This is a genomic window from Sphingomonas sp. BLCC-B65, from assembly GCF_028550675.1.
Classification (GTDB): Bacteria; Actinomycetota; Actinomycetes; order Actinomycetales; family Microbacteriaceae; genus Microbacterium.
The window spans coordinates 829813-847381 of the sequence record NZ_JAQQGL010000001.1; the positions used below are offsets into that span (position 1 = coordinate 829813).

16 protein-coding genes are annotated in these 17569 nt (G+C 70.8%); 2 read left to right on the forward strand and 14 right to left on the reverse strand.

Annotated features, from left to right (window positions below; all coding sequences use genetic code 11):
• Window positions 1-43: 43 nt before the first annotated feature.
• From PP359_RS04095 to tyrS, 3 genes are read right to left on the reverse strand one after another with little or no spacing between them, the layout of a single operon-like run.
• The gene (locus PP359_RS04095; protein ID WP_231560343.1) at window positions 44-1105 is read right to left on the reverse strand and encodes a LacI family DNA-binding transcriptional regulator; all 1062 of its coding nucleotides are present in this window, start codon (window positions 1103-1105) and stop codon (window positions 44-46) included.
• Between the two features lie 30 nt (window positions 1106-1135).
• Window positions 1136-1906 (reverse strand): DUF4184 family protein, encoded by a 771-nt coding sequence (locus PP359_RS04100; RefSeq protein WP_499249947.1) that lies wholly within the window; start codon window positions 1904-1906, stop codon window positions 1136-1138.
• 28 nt (window positions 1907-1934) lie between these two features.
• Window positions 1935-3266: a tyrosine--tRNA ligase gene (gene tyrS, locus PP359_RS04105; protein ID WP_036317807.1), complete on the reverse strand. Its 1332-nt coding sequence runs from the start codon at window positions 3264-3266 to the stop codon at window positions 1935-1937.
• Window positions 3267-3356: 90 nt separating this feature from the next.
• On the opposite strand from tyrS, the gene PP359_RS04110 reads away from it, so the two are divergent.
• Window positions 3357-3950, forward strand: a complete 594-nt coding sequence (locus PP359_RS04110; protein ID WP_036317806.1) for a hypothetical protein — start codon at window positions 3357-3359, stop codon at window positions 3948-3950.
• A gap of 17 nt (window positions 3951-3967) precedes the next feature.
• Here the strand turns inward: PP359_RS04110 and PP359_RS04115 are convergent, their stop codons facing one another.
• The 11 genes from PP359_RS04115 to PP359_RS04165 all read right to left on the reverse strand — a co-directional run bounded on the left by PP359_RS04115 (window position 3968) and on the right by PP359_RS04165 (window position 16379).
• Window positions 3968-4615 carry a SatD family protein gene (locus PP359_RS04115; protein WP_499249948.1) on the reverse strand — a complete coding sequence of 216 codons (648 nt, stop codon included), beginning with the start codon at window positions 4613-4615 and terminating at the stop codon, window positions 3968-3970.
• Window positions 4616-4662: 47 nt separating this feature from the next.
• Window positions 4663-6099: an argininosuccinate lyase gene (gene argH, locus PP359_RS04120; protein WP_112932753.1), complete on the reverse strand. Its 1437-nt coding sequence runs from the start codon at window positions 6097-6099 to the stop codon at window positions 4663-4665.
• Between the two features lie 336 nt (window positions 6100-6435).
• The gene (locus tag PP359_RS04125; protein ID WP_135948323.1) at window positions 6436-7524 is read right to left on the reverse strand and encodes a DUF418 domain-containing protein; all 1089 of its coding nucleotides are present in this window, start codon (window positions 7522-7524) and stop codon (window positions 6436-6438) included.
• 25 nt (window positions 7525-7549) lie between these two features.
• Window positions 7550-8473 (reverse strand): ornithine carbamoyltransferase, encoded by a 924-nt coding sequence (gene argF / locus PP359_RS04130; RefSeq protein ID WP_036317792.1) that lies wholly within the window; start codon window positions 8471-8473, stop codon window positions 7550-7552.
• Entirely contained in the window at window positions 8470-9750 is a 1281-nt protein-coding gene (locus tag PP359_RS04135) for an acetylornithine transaminase (RefSeq protein WP_275574460.1), read from the reverse strand. The genes argF and PP359_RS04135 overlap by 4 nt, the downstream gene beginning before the upstream one ends.
• Complete coding sequence (gene argB / locus PP359_RS04140; RefSeq protein ID WP_499249949.1) at window positions 9747-10649, reverse strand: acetylglutamate kinase; 903 nt, start codon at window positions 10647-10649, stop codon at window positions 9747-9749. The genes PP359_RS04135 and argB overlap by 4 nt, the downstream gene beginning before the upstream one ends.
• Window positions 10646-11803: a bifunctional glutamate N-acetyltransferase/amino-acid acetyltransferase ArgJ gene (argJ, locus tag PP359_RS04145; RefSeq protein WP_036287164.1), complete on the reverse strand. Its 1158-nt coding sequence runs from the start codon at window positions 11801-11803 to the stop codon at window positions 10646-10648. The genes argB and argJ overlap by 4 nt, the downstream gene beginning before the upstream one ends.
• Complete coding sequence (gene argC, locus PP359_RS04150) at window positions 11800-12849, reverse strand: N-acetyl-gamma-glutamyl-phosphate reductase (RefSeq protein WP_499249950.1); 1050 nt, start codon at window positions 12847-12849, stop codon at window positions 11800-11802. Before argC ends, argJ begins: the two co-directional genes overlap by 4 nt.
• 220 nt (window positions 12850-13069) lie before the next feature.
• Window positions 13070-14050 carry an NAD-dependent epimerase/dehydratase family protein gene (locus PP359_RS04155; RefSeq protein ID WP_499249951.1) on the reverse strand — a complete coding sequence of 327 codons (981 nt, stop codon included), beginning with the start codon at window positions 14048-14050 and terminating at the stop codon, window positions 13070-13072.
• A complete protein-coding gene (locus tag PP359_RS04160; RefSeq protein WP_499249952.1) occupies window positions 14047-15627 on the reverse strand; it encodes a hypothetical protein in 1581 nt (526 codons plus the stop codon). The genes PP359_RS04155 and PP359_RS04160 overlap by 4 nt, the downstream gene beginning before the upstream one ends.
• The gene (locus PP359_RS04165) at window positions 15609-16379 is read right to left on the reverse strand and encodes an ABC transporter ATP-binding protein (RefSeq protein WP_112932747.1); all 771 of its coding nucleotides are present in this window, start codon (window positions 16377-16379) and stop codon (window positions 15609-15611) included. The genes PP359_RS04160 and PP359_RS04165 overlap by 19 nt, the downstream gene beginning before the upstream one ends.
• 59 nt (window positions 16380-16438) lie before the next feature.
• On the opposite strand from PP359_RS04165, the gene PP359_RS04170 reads away from it, so the two are divergent.
• Entirely contained in the window at window positions 16439-17569 is a 1131-nt protein-coding gene (locus PP359_RS04170; protein ID WP_295818498.1) for an AAA family ATPase, read from the forward strand.

Genomic DNA, 17569 nt, shown 5'->3' on the forward strand with positions numbered 1-17569 from the left:
GGAACGAGGTTGTCAATCACGGGAAGGGGCCGTTATCGAAGCGTCATCTTTTCGCCGTGATGGCGACGGCGCAGGACTCGCGCACCACGAGCGAAGGCTCCAGATTCATGCCGCTCACGGCATCCGTCGGCACGTCCGGCTCGCCGATCGCCCGCAGCAGAGCGGCCATGGCACGCTCCCCCAGCCCCGCGAACTGCTGATGGACGGTCGTCAGCGGCGGCCACGCATGCGCGGCGAGGGGAATGTCGTCGAAGCCGACGACGCTCACCTGGCGCGGCACGTCGATGCCGAGATCGCGGAAGCCGTGGATCATCCCGAGTGCCATCGCGTCGTTCGCAGCGAAGACGGCGGTGAAGTCGAGGCGGCGCGAGAGCTCCACGGCGGCGTGGTAGCCGAAATCCGCGGTCCAATCGCCGAGGATCGGCGGACGCGTCGGCAGATCGGCGTCCGAGAGGGCGCGCAGGTAGCCCTGCATGCGGCTCTCCGCCTCGATCCAATCCTGCGGACCGGCCACGTGCACGATCTCGGCGTGTCCCAGCGAGATCAGATGCTCGGTGGCGAGCATGCCGCCGCGCACCTGATCCTCCGCGAGTTCGGCGATCCCGCGCTCGGCGCTGTGCAGCCCGAGGTAGGGGATGTCGACATCGAGCTCGGCGAGCACATCGAACACCCGCACCTGCGGGGCGTGCACGATGATGCCCTCGACGGACTGTCGGCGCAGATGTTCCACGGCGGCGGCGATCGTCTCCGGGCGGGTGTCGCGCAGGTAAGCGGAGTTCACCCAGTACCCGCGCTCGCGCGCGGCATCCTCGAGGGCGGCCAGGCTGGACGACGGACCGTACTCGCCCCGCGAGCCCAGCACGACCCCCAGCGTCTGCGATCTGCTGGTCACGAGGGCGCGAGCCGCCTGATTCGGACGGTAGCGCAGGTCGGCCATGGCATCGAGCACCCGCTGCTTGGTCTCGGGTCGAATCGACGGGTGGCCGTTCAGCACGCGTGAGACGGTCTGATACGAGACGTCGGCGGCGCGCGCGACATCGCGGATGCTCGCGCTGCGTGCTTTCTCCTCGCCAGCCGACACGGTGCCCTCGCCTTCGATGTGCACGTTCACATTACCGCGGTGACGCGCAACGCGTCACGCCGCGCGACGCCGGCGGACCGCGATGACCACGCACAGCACGAGGGTGGCTGCACCCCAGAGGGCGCAGGCGGGCGGCAGCACCCGGTACGCCAGGTGCTGCACCGTCCAGGCAGGAGTGAAAGGACCGTAGACGGCGAGGCCGAGAAGCCATGCCGCCAGCAGCACGACGGGCAGCGAGAGCCACCACAGATATCGAACGATCGGCGGGATGCCGGTGGTCGCCGACTCCGCACGGCGACCACGCAGCCACAGCGCGGCGGCGAGAGCGAGCACGATCAGTCCGAACGCGGTGGAGCCGTACTGCAGCCACTTGAGCCCCAGAAGCGGCCCCCACTGCGCGTCGAGTGCGGGAAGCAGCCGGGTTCCCCATCGCCCTTCGTGCGTGAAGGCATCCCAGGCGATGTGCGTGGCCACCCCCAGCAACAGCGAGAGGGCCGCGAGCACCGCCGACTGCCACGCCGGACGCCGCGACCACCACTGCGGCACACCGGGTCGGTCCCACGCGGCCGGCACCCGAGCTGCGATCCATCGCGGCGACAGCGACCGCACGGCCGGACGCAGCACGCCGTACCAGATGACCGTCAGCACGGCGGCGATCGCCGTTGAGACCAGAAGATTCGTATGAGTAAGCTGGTACGACACGGGCGTGCCGCGGACGAAGAGCGGCAGATCCGGCGTCATCGCGCCGATCGCGATCGCGGCCGGAAGCAGCGGCGTGCGGACGAACGGCAACGCCACCACGGCGTGCGAGACAGTGAACGGCATGCGGCCTCCGGCGGGGTGTCGAGCCGGGTCAGGCCGCAGGTGCGACGAAGAGCCCGGCGAGCGTCTTCTTGCCGCGGCGCAGCACCGCGACGCCGCCCGGCAGCGCCCCCGTGATGGCGGCGGACTCGTCGTCGACCTTGGTCCCGTCGAGGCTGACGCCGCCCTGCGCGATCGATCGGCGTGCCTCGCTGAGGCTCGCACACAGTCCCGTCTCCACCAGTGCCTGCGCGACCGTGGTGCCCCCCACGATCGTCGCGTGCGGCAGCTCTTCCAACGCGGTGCGCAGCGTGGCGGCATCCAGGGCACCGAGATCGCCGGCACCGAAGAGGGCCTCGGATGCCGCGATCACCGCGGCCGCGGCCTCCGGCCCGTGCACGGTCGTCGTCACCTCGAGCGCGAGACGCTTCTGCGCGGCACGGCGGAACGGCTCCGCGGCGACCATCTCCTCGTACTGCTCGATCTCTGCGCGCGTCAGGAAGGTGAAGATCTTCAGTCGCTCGATGACATCGGCGTCGTCGGTGTTCAACCAGAACTGGTACATCCGGTACGGGCTGCACATCTCGGCATCCAGCCAGATCGCGTTGCCCTCGCTCTTGCCGAACTTCGTGCCGTCGCTGTTGGTGATCAGGGGCGTGCCGATGGCGTGCACCGACACCCCTTCGACGCGGTGGATGAGGTCGGTGCCGCTGGTGAGGTTGCCCCACTGATCGGACCCGCCCGTCTGCAGCACGCAGCCGTACTGGCGGTGCAGCTCGAGGTAGTCCATCCCCTGCAGGATCTGGTAGCTGAACTCGGTGTAGCTGATGCCCGCTTCGGAGTTCAGGCGCGCGGCGACGGCATCCTTCTTCAGCATCGTGCCGACGCGGTAGTACTTGCCGATCTCGCGGAGGAAGTCGATGGCGCTCATCGGCGCCGTCCAGTCGAGGTTGTTGACCATGCGCGCGGCGTTGTCGCCGTCGAAGCTCAGGTAGCGCTCGACCTGGGCACGCAGGTTGCCCACCCACTCGGCGACCGTGTCCTTCGTGTTGAGCGTGCGCTCCGCCGTGGGCCGGGGATCGCCGATGAGTCCGGTCGATCCGCCGACGAGACCGAGCGGGCGGTGACCGGCCAGCTGCAGACGGCGCATCAGCAGCAGCTGTACGAGGTTTCCCAGGTGCAGGCTCGGTGCCGTCGGGTCGAAGCCGCAGTAATACGTGATGGGCTCGCCGGCCAGCAGAACGCGCAGGGCGTCCTGATCGGTGGACACGTGCACCAGGCCTCGCCAGACGATCTCGTCCCAGACGTTCTCGAACGAGGGGTCGTTGGCGGGAGCCAGTGCACGCGCGGGCGCGGGAGCACTCACGGAGACGGTTTCAGACACGCGCCCAGGCTATCAGCGGCCGATGCCGCGCCCCGATCATGCCGGTGGCGCCGCCGCTGCGACGTCAGGACGCCGTGGGAGACTGACGACATGGATCCCGACACCCAGGCGATCGTCACGCTGATCGGCGTGATCGTGCTGTTCATCGCGCTGTGCGCGGCCCTGATCCTCGTCGTGATCTCCCTGCGGCGCCCGCGGGGCCCGGTTCTGATCGCCGCGGCGGCGATCGTCCTGCTCGCGCTCGTCGCTCTCAGCATCCTGCCGGCGCACCTTCCCGTCCTGGCCTCGGCTGTGCTGGCCGTCCTCGGCACCGCGCTGGCCATCGTCGGCGGCAACCCGTTCACCCGCTGGGTGCTCACGATCGCCGACGGCGGCCGCACGGCGGAGGGTCCACGCGGCGGCATCCTCGTCGAGATGATGTCCGGTCGCGACAGCGCAGCGGTCCGCGAAGAGGAGATCCTGCGCGGCGGCACGACGATCGGCTACCTCGAGCGGGCGTGCGCGGCCCTCGGCATCCTCGCCGGCTTCCCCGGCGCCGTCGCCATCGTCGTGGCGTTGAAGGGCGTCGGACGATTCACGGAACTCGCCACACCGGCCGCGCGCGAGAGGTTCATCGTCGGCACGATGGCGAGTCTGCTGTGGGCGTGCGCCGTCGCGGGGGTCGTCTGGCTCGCGGTCTGGTGAGGTGATCGCCGCGCGGCTCAGACCTCGGACGTCGGCGACGCGTCCGCGCGCAGCTGCGCGTAGCCCTCGACGAGGGCGGCGACTCCGGCGGCGCCGAGGGCCTGGGACACCGCCGACTGGGTGATGCCCTCCGCGGCCGCGAGCTCCGACTGCGTCGCACCGAGCATCCGGCCGTAGGCGAGTCGCCGAGTGCGCGCCGTCATCGCGGTCACGAGGTGGTCCCGTGCGAGGAGATACGCATTGGCGATCCGGACATCCACCGCCGCGCCGGCATCGGCGACGACCCAGGTGCGGGCGCCCGGGATGGTGCGCGCCTGCGCGGCGTGGATGGCATCGATCGCCTCACGCGCGGCCCACCACCCCGGCCCCTCGGCGAGAGTGCCCACCCGGGAGGGGACGTCGCGGTGCGCCCCGATCCCGATGCCGAAGCGACAGTCGAGATCGTCGGGCAACGCGAGCCGCACCAGCAGCAGGGCCGCCATGGCGGCATCCAGAGACGGGTATACGCCCTGCAGCTCGTCCCCCACCGTGGCGGTGAGGGGGCGCTCGGCCAGCGGAACGTCACGTTCCACACGGGCGATCGTCTCTTCCAGAGCGCGCTGGGCGGCAGCCCGATCGGGAAGACTCCGCGATCCGACGATGTCGGCGATCACCGCAACATTCATGGAAAGAAGCATATCGCTGATATTGGCCAGATATCAGTTATTAGCTGCTATTCGAGATCGATCAGGCTCCGTGCGGCGCTCTGCGAGCGGGCGATGAGCTCGGCACGCTGCTCGGACACACGGATACCGGCCGTGCCGCCGGCGCCGGTGCGGCTCGCGACCGACCCTTCGATCGTCAGCACCTCGCGGACGCTCGGGGTCAGATGCGTCGACACCTCCGCGAGCAGAGCGTCGTCGGCATCCTCGAGGCCGATTCCACGCTCCTCGCACGCACGCACCAGCGACCCGGAGATCTCATGCGCATCGCGGAAAGGCACGCCCTGCTTCACGAGCCACTCGGCCACATCCGTCGCCAGCGAGAACCCGGCCGGGGCCAAGCCGGCCATGCGCGCCGTGTCGAACCGCATCGTCGCCACCATGCCGGCGAACGCGGGCAGCACCGTTTCGAGCGTGAGGACCGAATCGAAGACCGGCTCCTTGTCCTCCTGCAGATCGCGGTTGTAGGCCAGCGGCAAGGCCTTCAGCGTCGCCAGAAGACCCGACAGGTTGCCGATCAGGCGGCCCGCCTTGCCCCGAGCGAGTTCGGCGATGTCGGGATTCTTCTTCTGCGGCATGATGCTGGAGCCCGTGGAGTAGCCGTCGTCGAGCGTGACGAAGCCGAACTCGCGGGTGTTCCAGATGATGATGTCCTCCGCGAAACGGGAGAGATCCACGCCGATCATCGCTGCGATGAAGGCGAACTCGGCGACCACGTCTCGCGAGCTCGTGCCGTCGAGGGAGTTCTCCGCCGGCCGGGCGAGGCCCAGCCGATCGGCGACCAGCTGGGGATCGAGGCCCAGGGTCGCACCGGCGAGCGCTCCCCCGCCGTACGGCGAGACCGACGCGCGCGCCGCCCAGTCGCGGAGGCGCTCGAGGTCGCGGACGAGGGGCCAGCCATGCGCCTGCAGGTGGTGGGCCAACAGGATCGGCTGCGCGTGCTGCAGGTGGGTGCGGCCCGGCATGATGGCCTCCGCGTGCGCCTCGGCCTGCGACACAATGGCGTCGATGACCCGAAGAAGGTCGCGGGCGATCACGCGCGCGTGATCGAGAAGGTACAACCGCACGAGGGTGGCGATCTGATCGTTGCGGCTGCGACCCGCGCGGAGCTTGCCGCCGAGCGCTGGACCGACCTCGGCGATGAGAGCGGCTTCCAGAGCGCCGTGGACGTCCTCATCGGCCGGCTGGGCGACCAGTGAGCCGTCGGCGACCGCCGCCGCCAGGGCATCGAGCCCCGCGTGCATGCGTGCCTCTTCGTCGGCGGTGAGATACCCGGCGGCCGCGAGCGCCGCCGCGTGCGCGTGCGACCCGGCGATGTCGTAGGGCGCAAGCACCCAGTCGAAGTGGGTGGAACGGCTGAGGGTCGCGAGCTCGGGTGAGGGTCCCGACGCGAAGCGTGCCCCCCAGAGTGCGCCGTCGTTCGTGCCATGCGGTGTCGTTTCGCTCACCGCACCAGCCTAGCGAGCGCCGCACCGACGCTCCGCTGCACGCCAGGTGTGCACAGATCCGGTGTCGCGCAGGCGCTGGATGCCGGGGTGTCACCGCGCCGGCTTCGCGCGCGCGACCTGGCCACACCCTTCCGCGGCGTGCGATCGCGGCCGCCGGCGGTGAACGAAGACGCCCGTCTGCGTCTGACGATCCAGCGCGCCGCGCAAGCGGATGCGACACGAGCGGTCCCCGGCATCCTGTTCACCCACGTGACGGCGGCGGTGATCTGGGAGCTGCCACTACCGCTGCGACTGCTGCGCCGCGGCGCGACGCTGCTCCCGCCGCCGCTGAGCAGCTCAGCCGGGGATGACGACGCGCGTGGCGTACGCCACGGCGCGCTCGAGGGGACCACGGCCGAGGAGGAGCGCCCACACGGTGCAGAACACGAGCGTCGCCGCGACGAACGGCCAGAACGGCTGCAGGGCGCGGAAGCCCGACAGATCTCCGACGTCGCCCAGAGCGAACGACGCCCACACGGCCCACGCCGCGATCTGGCCGACGTATGCGGTCAGCGGCATCGACCCCACCGCGCGCACCGGCAGCAGCACGATGCGCGCGGGCGTGCGGCAGATCAGCAGACACAGGCCGACGACGGCGAGCGCGAAGCCGCCCGACCCGACCGCCTCGAGCATGCCACCGGAGTGGGCGCCGTCGGCCAGCACACGTCCGAGGAAGGAATCCTCGTCGACGTCGATGACCGTGGATGCCGCGGCCGCCGCGATCGCGCACGCCGCACCACCGACGGCCAGCGCGACGAGAGTGCGCGGGGAGCGCAGGTCGGAGCGTGCGGCTGCCAGGCCCGCGATCAGGAAGGCCGCCCACAGCAGGAAGGGGTAGTGCCAGCCCAGCAGCAGAACGAGATCGCCGCCGACGGGCCCGGCGGCCACGAGAACCCGATCTGCGAGCGGCAGCAGCCACGGCGCGCCGACACCGACGACGGCAGCGAGCACCCAGAGGGTGGATGCCGACAGGCGCAGCAGCGGCACCGCGAGGAGGAAGAGAATGCCGTACGCCGGCAGGATCACGTAGACCGGCACGCCCGTCGCGTTCAGCAGCATCCCGATGCCCCAGATGATCACCGCACGCACGACCAGTCGGCGCCGCGCGACGACGAGCGTCCGGCCCGACGCGGGGCTGCTGCCCGCGCTCGCCCGCGCGCCGCTCATCAGAGCGATCGAGACCCCCGCGAGCGTCGCGAACAGGATCGAAGACCGCCCGTTGACGAGATCGACCCAGGTCGCAGGCTGCGCCGCATCGAAGTGCGGGGTCACCAGCAGGTGCGCGGCGAACATCCCGAAGACGGCCAGGCCCCGCGCGAGATCGACGCCGGCGAGCCGGCCCGCGTCATCCAGCGTGCGCGCTCGGAGCGGACGGAGGGCCGTCATCGTCGTCCCGCCGTCCGCATCCGGGTCACTGCTGACGCAGCAGCCAGACCAGAAGAGCCTTCTGGGCGTGGAGTCGGTTCTCCGCCTCATCCCAGACCACGCTCTGCGGTCCGTCGATGACCTCGGCATCCACCTCGTATCCCCGGTCGGCGGGCAGGCAGTGGATGAAGATCGCGTCCGGATCGGCGAGCTCCATCGTCGCCTGCGTGACCTTGTACCCGCCGAGGTCGTGCACGCGCTGGATCTTCTCCTCCTCCTTGCCCATCGACACCCAGGTGTCGGTGACGATGACGTCGGAGCCGGCGGCGGCCGCGGCGGGATCGGTGAAGAGCGTGACCGAGCCTCCTGTGGTCGCAGCGATCCGCTCGGCGTCGGCGACGACATCGGCGCGAGGAGCGTAGGCGGCGGGCGAGGCGACGCGCACGTGCATCCCCGCCGTCACGCCGGCCAGCACGTAGGAGTGGCCCATGTTCGAGGTGCCGTCGCCGAAGAACGTGAGGGTCAGCCCCTTCAGCTCACCCTTGTGTTCGCGGATGGTGAGCAGATCGGCGAGCAGCTGGCAGGGGTGGAAGTCGTCGCTGAGCGCGTTGATCACCGGCACGGTCGTGCCGCGCGCCATCTCCTCGAGCCCCGCCTGCGCGTAGGTGCGCCAGACGATCGCCGCGACCTGCCGCTCCAGAACGCGCGCGGTGTCGGAGGGGGTCTCCTTGCCGCCGAGCTGGCTGTTCGCCGTCGAGATCACCAGGGGCGAGCCGCCGAGATCGGCGATACCCACCGCGAACGACACGCGCGTGCGGGTCGAGCTCTTGTCGAAGATCACCGCCACGGTCTGCGGGCCTTCGAGGGGCTTCAGCTTCCAGCGGTCCTTCTTGAGCGAGACCGCGAGATCGAGGATCTCGGCCTGCTCGGCCGGGCTGAGGTCGTCGTCGCGGAGCAGATGGCGGGTCATGCGGAGGCCTCCGGGGTCGAGGGGTGGGTGTCGGACGCATCGAGCACGAGGGCGTCGGCGACGGTCGCGAGGGAACGGGTGAACAGGTCGATGAACTCGTCGATCTCGACGTCGCCGATCGTCAGCGCGGGCGCGATGCGGATCGTGCTGTCATTGGCGGCGTTGACGATGAGACCGTGCTGCTGCGCGGCGGCCACGACGGCACCGGCGACGGGATGCCGCAGCGCGACGCCCAGCAGCAGACCGCGCCCGCGGCATCCGTCGATCAGCACCGAGTCGATCTGATCGATCGCGGCACGCAGCTGCTCGCCGCGGACGGCGGCGTTGGCGACGAGCCCCGCGCGATCGATCTCGCCGAGCACGGCCAGGGAGGTCGCCGTCGCAAGCGGATTGCCCCCGAAGGTCGACCCGTGGGTGCCCGGGTAGAAGAGGTCGCTGGCGGCGCCGAACGTGATGAGCGCGCCGATCGGGAAGCCGCCGCCGATGCCCTTGGCGACCGTGATCGCGTCGGGCGTGATCCCCTCGTGCTGGAAGGCGAACCAGGCGCCGGTTCGACCCGCACCCGTCTGGATCTCATCGACGATCAGCAGCGCACCGTGACGCGCGGTGATCTCACGCGCTGCCGCGAGGTACCCCTCCGGCAGCGGCACGACACCGGCCTCACCCTTGATCGGCTCGACGAACAGGGCCGCCACGTCGTCGCCGATCGCGGCCTCGAGCGCCTCCACGGTGGAGTCGAGGAACTCGACGCCCGGGACCATCGGCAGGAACGGTGCCTGCATGTACGGTTTGCCGGTGAGGGCGAGCGTGCCCATCGTGCGCCCGTGGAACGCGTCCTTCAGCGCCAGGATGCGGGGGCGCGCGGCACGCGCATCCGTCGCCGCTCCGTGCAGGCGCGCGAGCTTGAACGCGGCCTCGTTCGCCTCGGCTCCCGAGTTGGCGAAGTAGACGCGTCCGGCGTCGCCCGCGCCCGTGAGGCGCTTGAGCTCGGCTGCCAGTGCCAGCTGCGGCGGCGTCGCGAAGAAGTTCGACACGTGCGACAGCGTCGCGGCCTGGCGCGACACGGCCTCCACGAAGACGGGGTGAGCGTGACCGAGGGAGGTGACGGCGATGCCGCCGAGGAAATCGAGGTAGCGGCGTCCGTCCGCGTCCCACAGCGACGACCCCTCGCCGCGGACGAACAGAGCCATCCGGTCGCCGGCGTTGCGGACGAGGTCGCGCCCGGCGTCCTCCTGCCACATCGTCGCTGCCGTCGTCTGCTCCTGTACGCCGCTCACCGCGCCACCACCTCTGTTCCGATTCCCTGTTCCGTGAAGACCTCGACCAGCACCGAATGGGGCTGGCGTCCGTCGATGATCGCCGCCGTGTCGACGCCGCCGTCGACGGCGTCGAGGCACGCCTGCATCTTCGGGATCATGCCCGACTCCAGCCGCGGCAGCATCGCGCGCAGCTCGTCGGCGGTCAGATGCGAGACCAACGAGTCGCGGTTCGGCCAGTCGGCGTACAAGCCCGCGACATCGGTGAGAACGACGAGCTTCGCCGCGCCCAGCGCGATGGCCAGAGCCGCCGCCGCCGCATCCGCGTTGACGTTCAGCGACTGCCCGGGGTTGTCCAGGTCGGGCGCGATCGACGAGACCACCGGGATGCGACCGGCGGCGAGCTGGTCGACCACCGGCTGCGGGTCGACACGGACCACATCGCCGACGGCGCCGAGGTCGTGCTCGGTCCCGTCGATCACCACACCCCGCCGCCGGCCCTGGAAGAGCCCGGCGTCCTCGCCCGACACACCGACGGCGAAGGGGCCGAACGCGTTGATGCGCCCGACCAGCTGCGGATTCACCTGGCCGGTGAGCACCATCCGAACGACGCTGATCGCCTCGGTGGAGGTCACCCGGTATCCGCCCTTGAACTCGCTGGGGATGGCGAGCCGATCGAGCATCTGCGAGATCTGCGGGCCGCCGCCGTGCACGACGACCGGCTTCACGCCGACGAACCGAAGATAGGCGATGTCCTGCGCGAACGCGTCCTGCAGCTCTTCGGACACCATCGCGTTGCCGCCGTACTTGATGACGATGATCTGGTCGCGGAAGCGCTGCAGCCACGGCAGGGACTCGATGAGAACGGCGGCCTTCTCGGCGGCCTCTTCGGGGGTGGTGTGCTGGATCTTCTCGGTCATGAGCTGTACGCGCTGTTCTCGTGGACGTAGTCGTGCGTCAGATCGTTCGTGAAGATCGTCGCCGCCGCGTCGCCCTCCTTGAGGTCGATGAGCACGTCCGTCGCGCGCGGCGTGAGGTCGACCTCCTCGCGGGGACGGTCGGGGGCGCCGGCGCTGCACAGCCGCACCCCGTTGAAGCTCACGTCCACGGCGTACGGGTCGAAGGCCGCCTGCGTCGTGCCGATCGCCGCCAGAACCCGGCCCCAGTTGGGGTCGTTGCCGAAGATCGCGGCCTTGAAGAGGTTGTTGCGTGCGACCGAGCGGCCCACCTCGACGGCGTCGTCTTCGGATGCCGCGCCCACGACGCGGATGGTGATGTCGTGACTGGCGCCCTCGGCGTCGGCCTGCAGCTGCCGAGCGAGACTCGTGCACACCTCGACGAGAGCCGCACGGAACGCGTCCGCGTCGGGCGTCACGCCGCTCGCGCCACTGACCATCAGCGTCACCTGATCGTTGGTCGACATGCAGCCGTCGGAGTCGAGTCGGTCGAAGCTCACCCGGGTGGCGGCGCGCAGATGCGCATCGGCCTCGTCGGCCGACAGCACCGCGTCGGTCGTGATGACCACGAGCATCGTGGCAAGGCCCGGAGCGAGCATCCCCGCACCCTTGGCCATCGCCCCGATGGTCCACCCGTCACCGGCGAAGACAGCGGTCTTGGGTACGGTGTCGGTCGTCATGATGGCGCGCGCCGCGTGGTCGCCGCCGTCGTCCGAGAGGGCGGAGATCGCCGCCTCGGTACCGGCAAGGACCTTGCCGCGGAAGACCTCGTCGCCCGTGCCGATGAGCCCGGTGGAGCACACGAGCACGTCGCCGGGGCTGATGCTCAGCAGCTCGGCGGCCTTCTCCGCCGTCTGATGAGTGGTCTGGAAGCCGAACGCCCCGGTGAAGCAGTTGGCACCGCCCGAGTTGAGCACGATCGCCTCGACAGTGCCGTCCTGAATGGCCTGCTGCGACCACAGGATCGGGTTGGCCTTGGCACGATTGCTGGTGAACACGGCGGCTCCGACCTTCAGCGGGCCGCGGTTGACGACGACGGCGACGTCGGGCCTGCCGGTCGATTTGAGACCGGCCACGACGCCGGCGGCGGCGAATCCTGCAGGGGCGGTGACGCTCACGGTGCCACTCCGTTCACGGTCAGGCCCGTGGCCTCCGGAAGGCCCAGGGCGATGTTCATCGACTGGATGGCGGCACCGGCGGTGCCCTTGACGAGGTTGTCGACGGCCGTCACGACGACGACGCGGTTCGCGGCGCGGTCGACCGCGAGTCCGACGAGGGCGGTGTTGGCGCCCAGAACGTCCGCCGTGCGAGGGAACTGCCCCTCGGGCAGCAGGTGAACGAACGTCTCGCCGCCGTACGCACTCTCCCAGGCCGAACGGATCTCGGCATCCGTCACGCCGTCCGCGATCGGCGCGGTGGACGTGGCCAGGATGCCGCGAGCCATCGGCACCAGCACGGGCGTGAACGAGATGCGGGCCTCGGAAGCGCCGGCCGCCCTGAGCGCCTGCTGGATCTCGGGAATGTGGCGGTGCGTTCCGCCGACGGCATACGGGTTCGCGGTGCCGAGGATCTCGGATGCGAGAAGGTTCGTCTTCAGGCTCTTACCCGCCCCGGAGGGCCCCACGGCCAGCACGCTGACGATGTCGCGAGCGTCGATGACGCCGGCCGCGACGCCGGGGACGAGGCTCAGCGCCACCGTGGAGGCGTTGCAACCCGGGGCGGCGATGCGGGAGGCGCCGACGAGGTGCTCACGCTGCTTCTGCCCGCCGGCGCCGACGATCAGCTCCGGCACACCGTAGGTCCACGGCTCGTGGAAGGCGCCGCCGTAGAACGCGTCCCACGCCGTCGGCGAGGTCAGACGGTGGTCGGCACCGGCGTCGATGACCAGGGGCGTGTCTGCGAGCGCGTCGGTGTACTGACCGGACTGGCCGTGCGGGAGCGCGAGGAAGACCACGTCGTGGCCCGCGAGCACCTCGGGCGTCGTCGGCTGCAGGGTGAGGTCGGCCAGCGAACGCAGGTGGGGCTGATGCTGGATGAGCGCATCGCCGGCGTTGCTGTGCGCGGTGACGGTGCGGATGTGGACGTCGGGATGGGCGGCGAGGAGGCGCAGGATCTCGCCGCCGGCATAGCCGGAAGCGCCGGAGACGGCGACCGAAAGGGTCATTGTTCAACCTTATTGTGACGTGAGTCGGCAAACGGTGGGCTCGAAGCGGCGACACCGGCGACTCGACCCGTCACGACGACAGGGAGCTCGCGGGGTCGCCTAGAGTCGGCGGCCGTCCTGACGTCGGCGCGCGCGCAGCACCGTGGCAACGGTGACGGGAGCGGCGGCGTGCATGCGGAGACGCTATCGCGCGGCGCGTCGTCCCCGCAAATCGATGCCGTCACTGCGCAAGGGCATCGAGAAGCTCGCGCTCGTCGGCGCGCGTGAGCCCGGCGGAGCGGGGACGGTCCAGTCCCCGTTCGCGCTCATCGGCGAGCACGCGCCGCAGCACGTCCTCCAGCGGCCTGTGGCGTCCGCCGAGAATGCGATAGGTGCCATTGGCGCGAGTCGCGAAGCCGGGCACATCGTCGGGCAGCCACAGCGGCAGCGATCGCTCCCCCGCCCAGTACCCCACGCCGTGCGCGACGAGCCACGGCGCGGAGGCCCCGACGAGGCGGCCGGTGTGACCGGCGACGCTGCGAGCGATGGCGAGCACCGCCTCCAGCGGAAGACTGTCGCCGACGGCATTGACGGCACCGGTGAAGCGCGCCGCGCCCACCTCGACCACGAAGTCGGCCAGGTCGTCGACGTCGATCACCTGCACCCGCGCGCCGGGTGCGTCGGGAATCAGCACGGGCTCGGCCGCCGCGGCGGCGAGGCGGGCGACCCAGTAGCCGAAGCGATCGGTGGGGTCACCCGGGCCGACGATCAGACCCGGGCGCACCACGGCCGCACGGCGGCCGAGGGCGGCTGTCACGGCCTCCTCGGCGGCGGCCTTCTCGCGCCGGTAGTCGTACGGGTCGCCGGGCTCTGCGGCGACGGCGAGGGCGGCGGACTCGTCGGCGCCCGCCACGTCGTCTGTCGCATAGGCGGAGACGCTCGACACGTACGTCCAGTGCCGCGTCCGCTCCGCGAGCACGGCGGTCGCGGCACGCACGTGGTCGGCGGTGGAGGAGATGTCGACGACCTCGTCCCACTCGCGATCCGCGACGGCGGTGTAGGCATCGTCGCGCTCCCGATCGGCGACGACCAGCCGGGTGCCAGCCGGTGCGTCGCGGCCGCCGCGGGCGAGGACGGTCACGGCGGCACCGGCATCCCGCCAGCGCTCCGCGATGCGCCCGGACAGCCATCCGGTCCCGCCGAGGATCAGAACATCGGTCATGTCGTCGGGAAAGCCTTGATGCGCTGGAGAAGGTCAGGACCGGTGCGATCCAGCGTCCGTCCGCCGAGCCACACCCCCAGGGCGGCGGCACCGCCGCCGACGACGATGCCGACCACGAGCGCCACCCATCCCCAGACCGCCGCACCCGTGATGAAGCCCGCGACAGCGAACGCGATGGCCGGCGCTCCGATGACGAGGCAGGCGCCCATCACGACGAACACGAGCAGGCCGGTCAGGAACGTCTGGCCGGGCACGCTCTTGAACGGGCTGTCGCCCGGCGCGGCGACCGGCGTCACGAGCAGCGCGGACGACACCGCCGAGACGCCGTACCCGCCGAGGACCAGACCGAGCGAGGCCCCGAGGATGCCGGGCAGGTGCGCGAGACGCCCGCTCACCGCCGTCGTGACCACCGCCAGCAGGACGACGAGCGGGATGCCGATGCTCGCCGCCCCGAGCATGCGGCCGAGACGATCGTCGCGCCCGCGGATGCCGGTTGCGAGCACCGACGCGAAAGCCGTGCCGTCGTAGGAGACGTCCGTGTAGCCGGCGAGGCACAGCACCAGGGCTACGAGCACCGCGGAGCCGGAGAACATGAAGCCGTCGATGCCGCCCGTGAACGCGAACAGCAGCGGGAACAGCGGCACGATCAAGAGCTGTCGCAGGTATCGCGGGTCGCGCAGCCAGGCCGTCAGCGACCGCGCCCACGTCGCTCCGACGCCCCCGGTCGGCATGCGCCCGAACAGCCCGAGCGCTCCCGAGCGGGCGACCTTGGCGGTTCGCTGCCGGGGCGCGGTCACGGCACCGCGAAGCGCGCGGGCCCACAGCAGCCACAGCACGCCGAGGGTCGCCACCGCAATGAGCAGACGCGCGGCCGCAGCCGCCCACTGCCCGGCCGCGACGTCAGCGGGAACGGCCCACGCGGCGCCGATCGGCGTCCATCCGAGCACGCCCGCGATCTGCGGGATGCGCTCGCGGACGCCGGCCGTCGAGGTCAGGGCGAGCGTGCCGGTCACGATGGGACCTGCCATGATCAGCAGGACGAGCACGATCGTGCCGATGAACTCGCGCCCGCGTCGGTTTCCCCCCACCCCGCGTGAGAGCGCAGACACGAGCCGCGATGCCACGACGCACGTCAGCACCGCCAGAGCGACGCACACAAGCGCGGTGCCCGCGGCGAGCGGCCAACGGAACCAGAGTGCGAGCGTCGCGAGCGCCGCGACCGACGTGGCGATGCCGGGAATGCCGGTGAGACCGGTGGCGGTGAGGGCCAGCATGATCTGCCGCGTGCTGAGCGGGAACGGAGCGAGCTTGTCGGCATCCACCGTCGTGTCCATGCCCGTGACGAGCACGGGGCCCAGCACCCAGCCCAGCAGCAGTGCAGACCCGCCGATGATGGCGACGGCGCGCGCGCCGTCCAGACTCTGGAACACCGCGACGGCGACGAGGCCCGCGACCACGGACGTGAGGATGCCGAGCGCCCAGAGAATGCCGAAGCAGAAGCCGACCAGCTGCCAGGGGCGACGCGCGAGGGTGTTGCCGAGGATGCGGTACCTCAGCCTCAGGACTGTCGCAACCACTGCGGTCCTTCCGACGTGTGGCGACCTCCCACGAGCGAGAGGAAACGGTCCTGCAGGCTCTCACCCGCGCGCACCTCGTCGACCGTTCCGGCGGCCAGGACACGACCGGCCGCGATGACGGCGACGTGGTCGCACATACGCTGCACGAGGTCCATCGAGTGGCTGGAGATGATGATCGTGCCGCCCGAGGACGTGTAGGAGCGCAGGACGTCCTCGATGTTGGCCGCCGAGACCGGGTCGACCGATTCGAACGGCTCGTCGAGCACCAGGAGACGCGGCGCGTGCACCAGTGCGCACGCAAGCGCGACCTTCTTCGTCATGCCCGCGGAGTAGTCGGCGACGATCGTTCCGGCGGCCTCGCCGAGGTCCATCAGAGCGATCAGGTCGGCCACGCGGGGCGCGATCTGATCGCGCGGCACCGAGAACATCATCGCCGTGTAGGTGATGAGCTGCTCGCCCGTGAGTCGATCGAACAGACGAACGCCGTCAGCGAGGTTGCCGATGAGGGCTTTGGCGCGCACGGGGTCGGCCCACACGTCGACGCCGTGCACCCAGGCGCCGCCGGCGTCGGGTCGCAACAGGCCGGTGGCCATCGACAGTGTCGTCGTCTTTCCGGCCCCGTTGGGACCGACCAGCCCGTAGAACGAACCGGCGGGAACGTTCAGGTCGACGCCGCCGACCGCGGTCTTGTCTCCGAAGCGCTTCACGAGGCCTGCGAGCTGCAGGGCGGGGACCATCTGCGTATCAGTCATCCCCACCGAGCCTAGCCCGACCTCTGCGGGGTGTCGGAAGGCTCTGGCACCATGACCGCATGCTGCAGACCCTCGCCGTCGCCGGCTATCGCTCTCTCCGGGATGTCGTGGTGCCTCTGGGCGGGCTCACCGTGGTCACCGGCCCCAACGGGTCGGGCAAGTCCAACCTCTACCGCGCTCTGCGTCTTCTCGCAGCCTCGGCGCGCGGCGAGGTCGTCGGCGCCGTGGCGCGCGAAGGCGGGTTGTCGTCCGTGCTCTGGGCGGGTCCGGAGAACGGCGGCACCCAAGGCACGGTGCGCCGCGGACCGATCGCCCTGATGCTGGGCTTCTCCTCGGACGAACTCGGCTACCTCATCGACCTCGGCATCCCGCAATCGGACCCCTCCGTCGCCAACCCGTTCGCCCGTGACCCCGAGATCAAGCGCGAGCAGGTCTTCGCCGGCCCTGTGGCGAAGCCCGCAGCGCTGCTGATCGACCGGCGACGGCAGGCGACCCGCGTGCGCGACGGTCGATGGACCGACCTCGACCAGCGCCTCGCGCCCTACGAGAGCATCGTGACCGATCTTGCCGACGGTGACACGGCGCCCGAACTGCTGGCGCTGCGGCGCACGATGAGCGGATGGCGCTTCTACGACCATTTCCGCGTGGATGCGCAGGCCCCGGCCCGCCGACCGCAGGTCGGCACCCGGACTCCGACGCTGTCGCACGACGGGGCAACCCTGGCAGCCACGTGGGCGACGATCGTGGATGCCGGCCACGGCGATGCCCTGCAACGCGCCGTCCGTGACGCCTTTCCGGGCTCTCGCGTCGAGATCGAGTCGAGCGAGGGCCTGTTTCGCCTCGTCCTGCACCAGAACGGCTTGCTGCGTCCGCTGGATGCCGCCGAGCTGTCGGACGGGACGCTGCGCTACCTCTTGCTGTGCGCGGCCCTGCTCCCGGCGCGGCCCGCCCCGCTGCTGGTGCTCAACGAGCCCGAGGCGAGTCTGCACGTGTCACTGCTGACGCCGCTGGCCCGATTGATCCAGCGCGCCGCCGCGCACACGCAGGTGCTCGTCGTCTCGCACGCGCGAGAGTTGGTCGAGGCGCTGCCCGCCGCAGCGCGCGTCGAGCTCCGCAAGGATCAGAACGGCACGGCCGTGGTCGGGCAGGGGTTCATGGAGGTACCCGCCTGGCATTGGGGGTCACGGTGA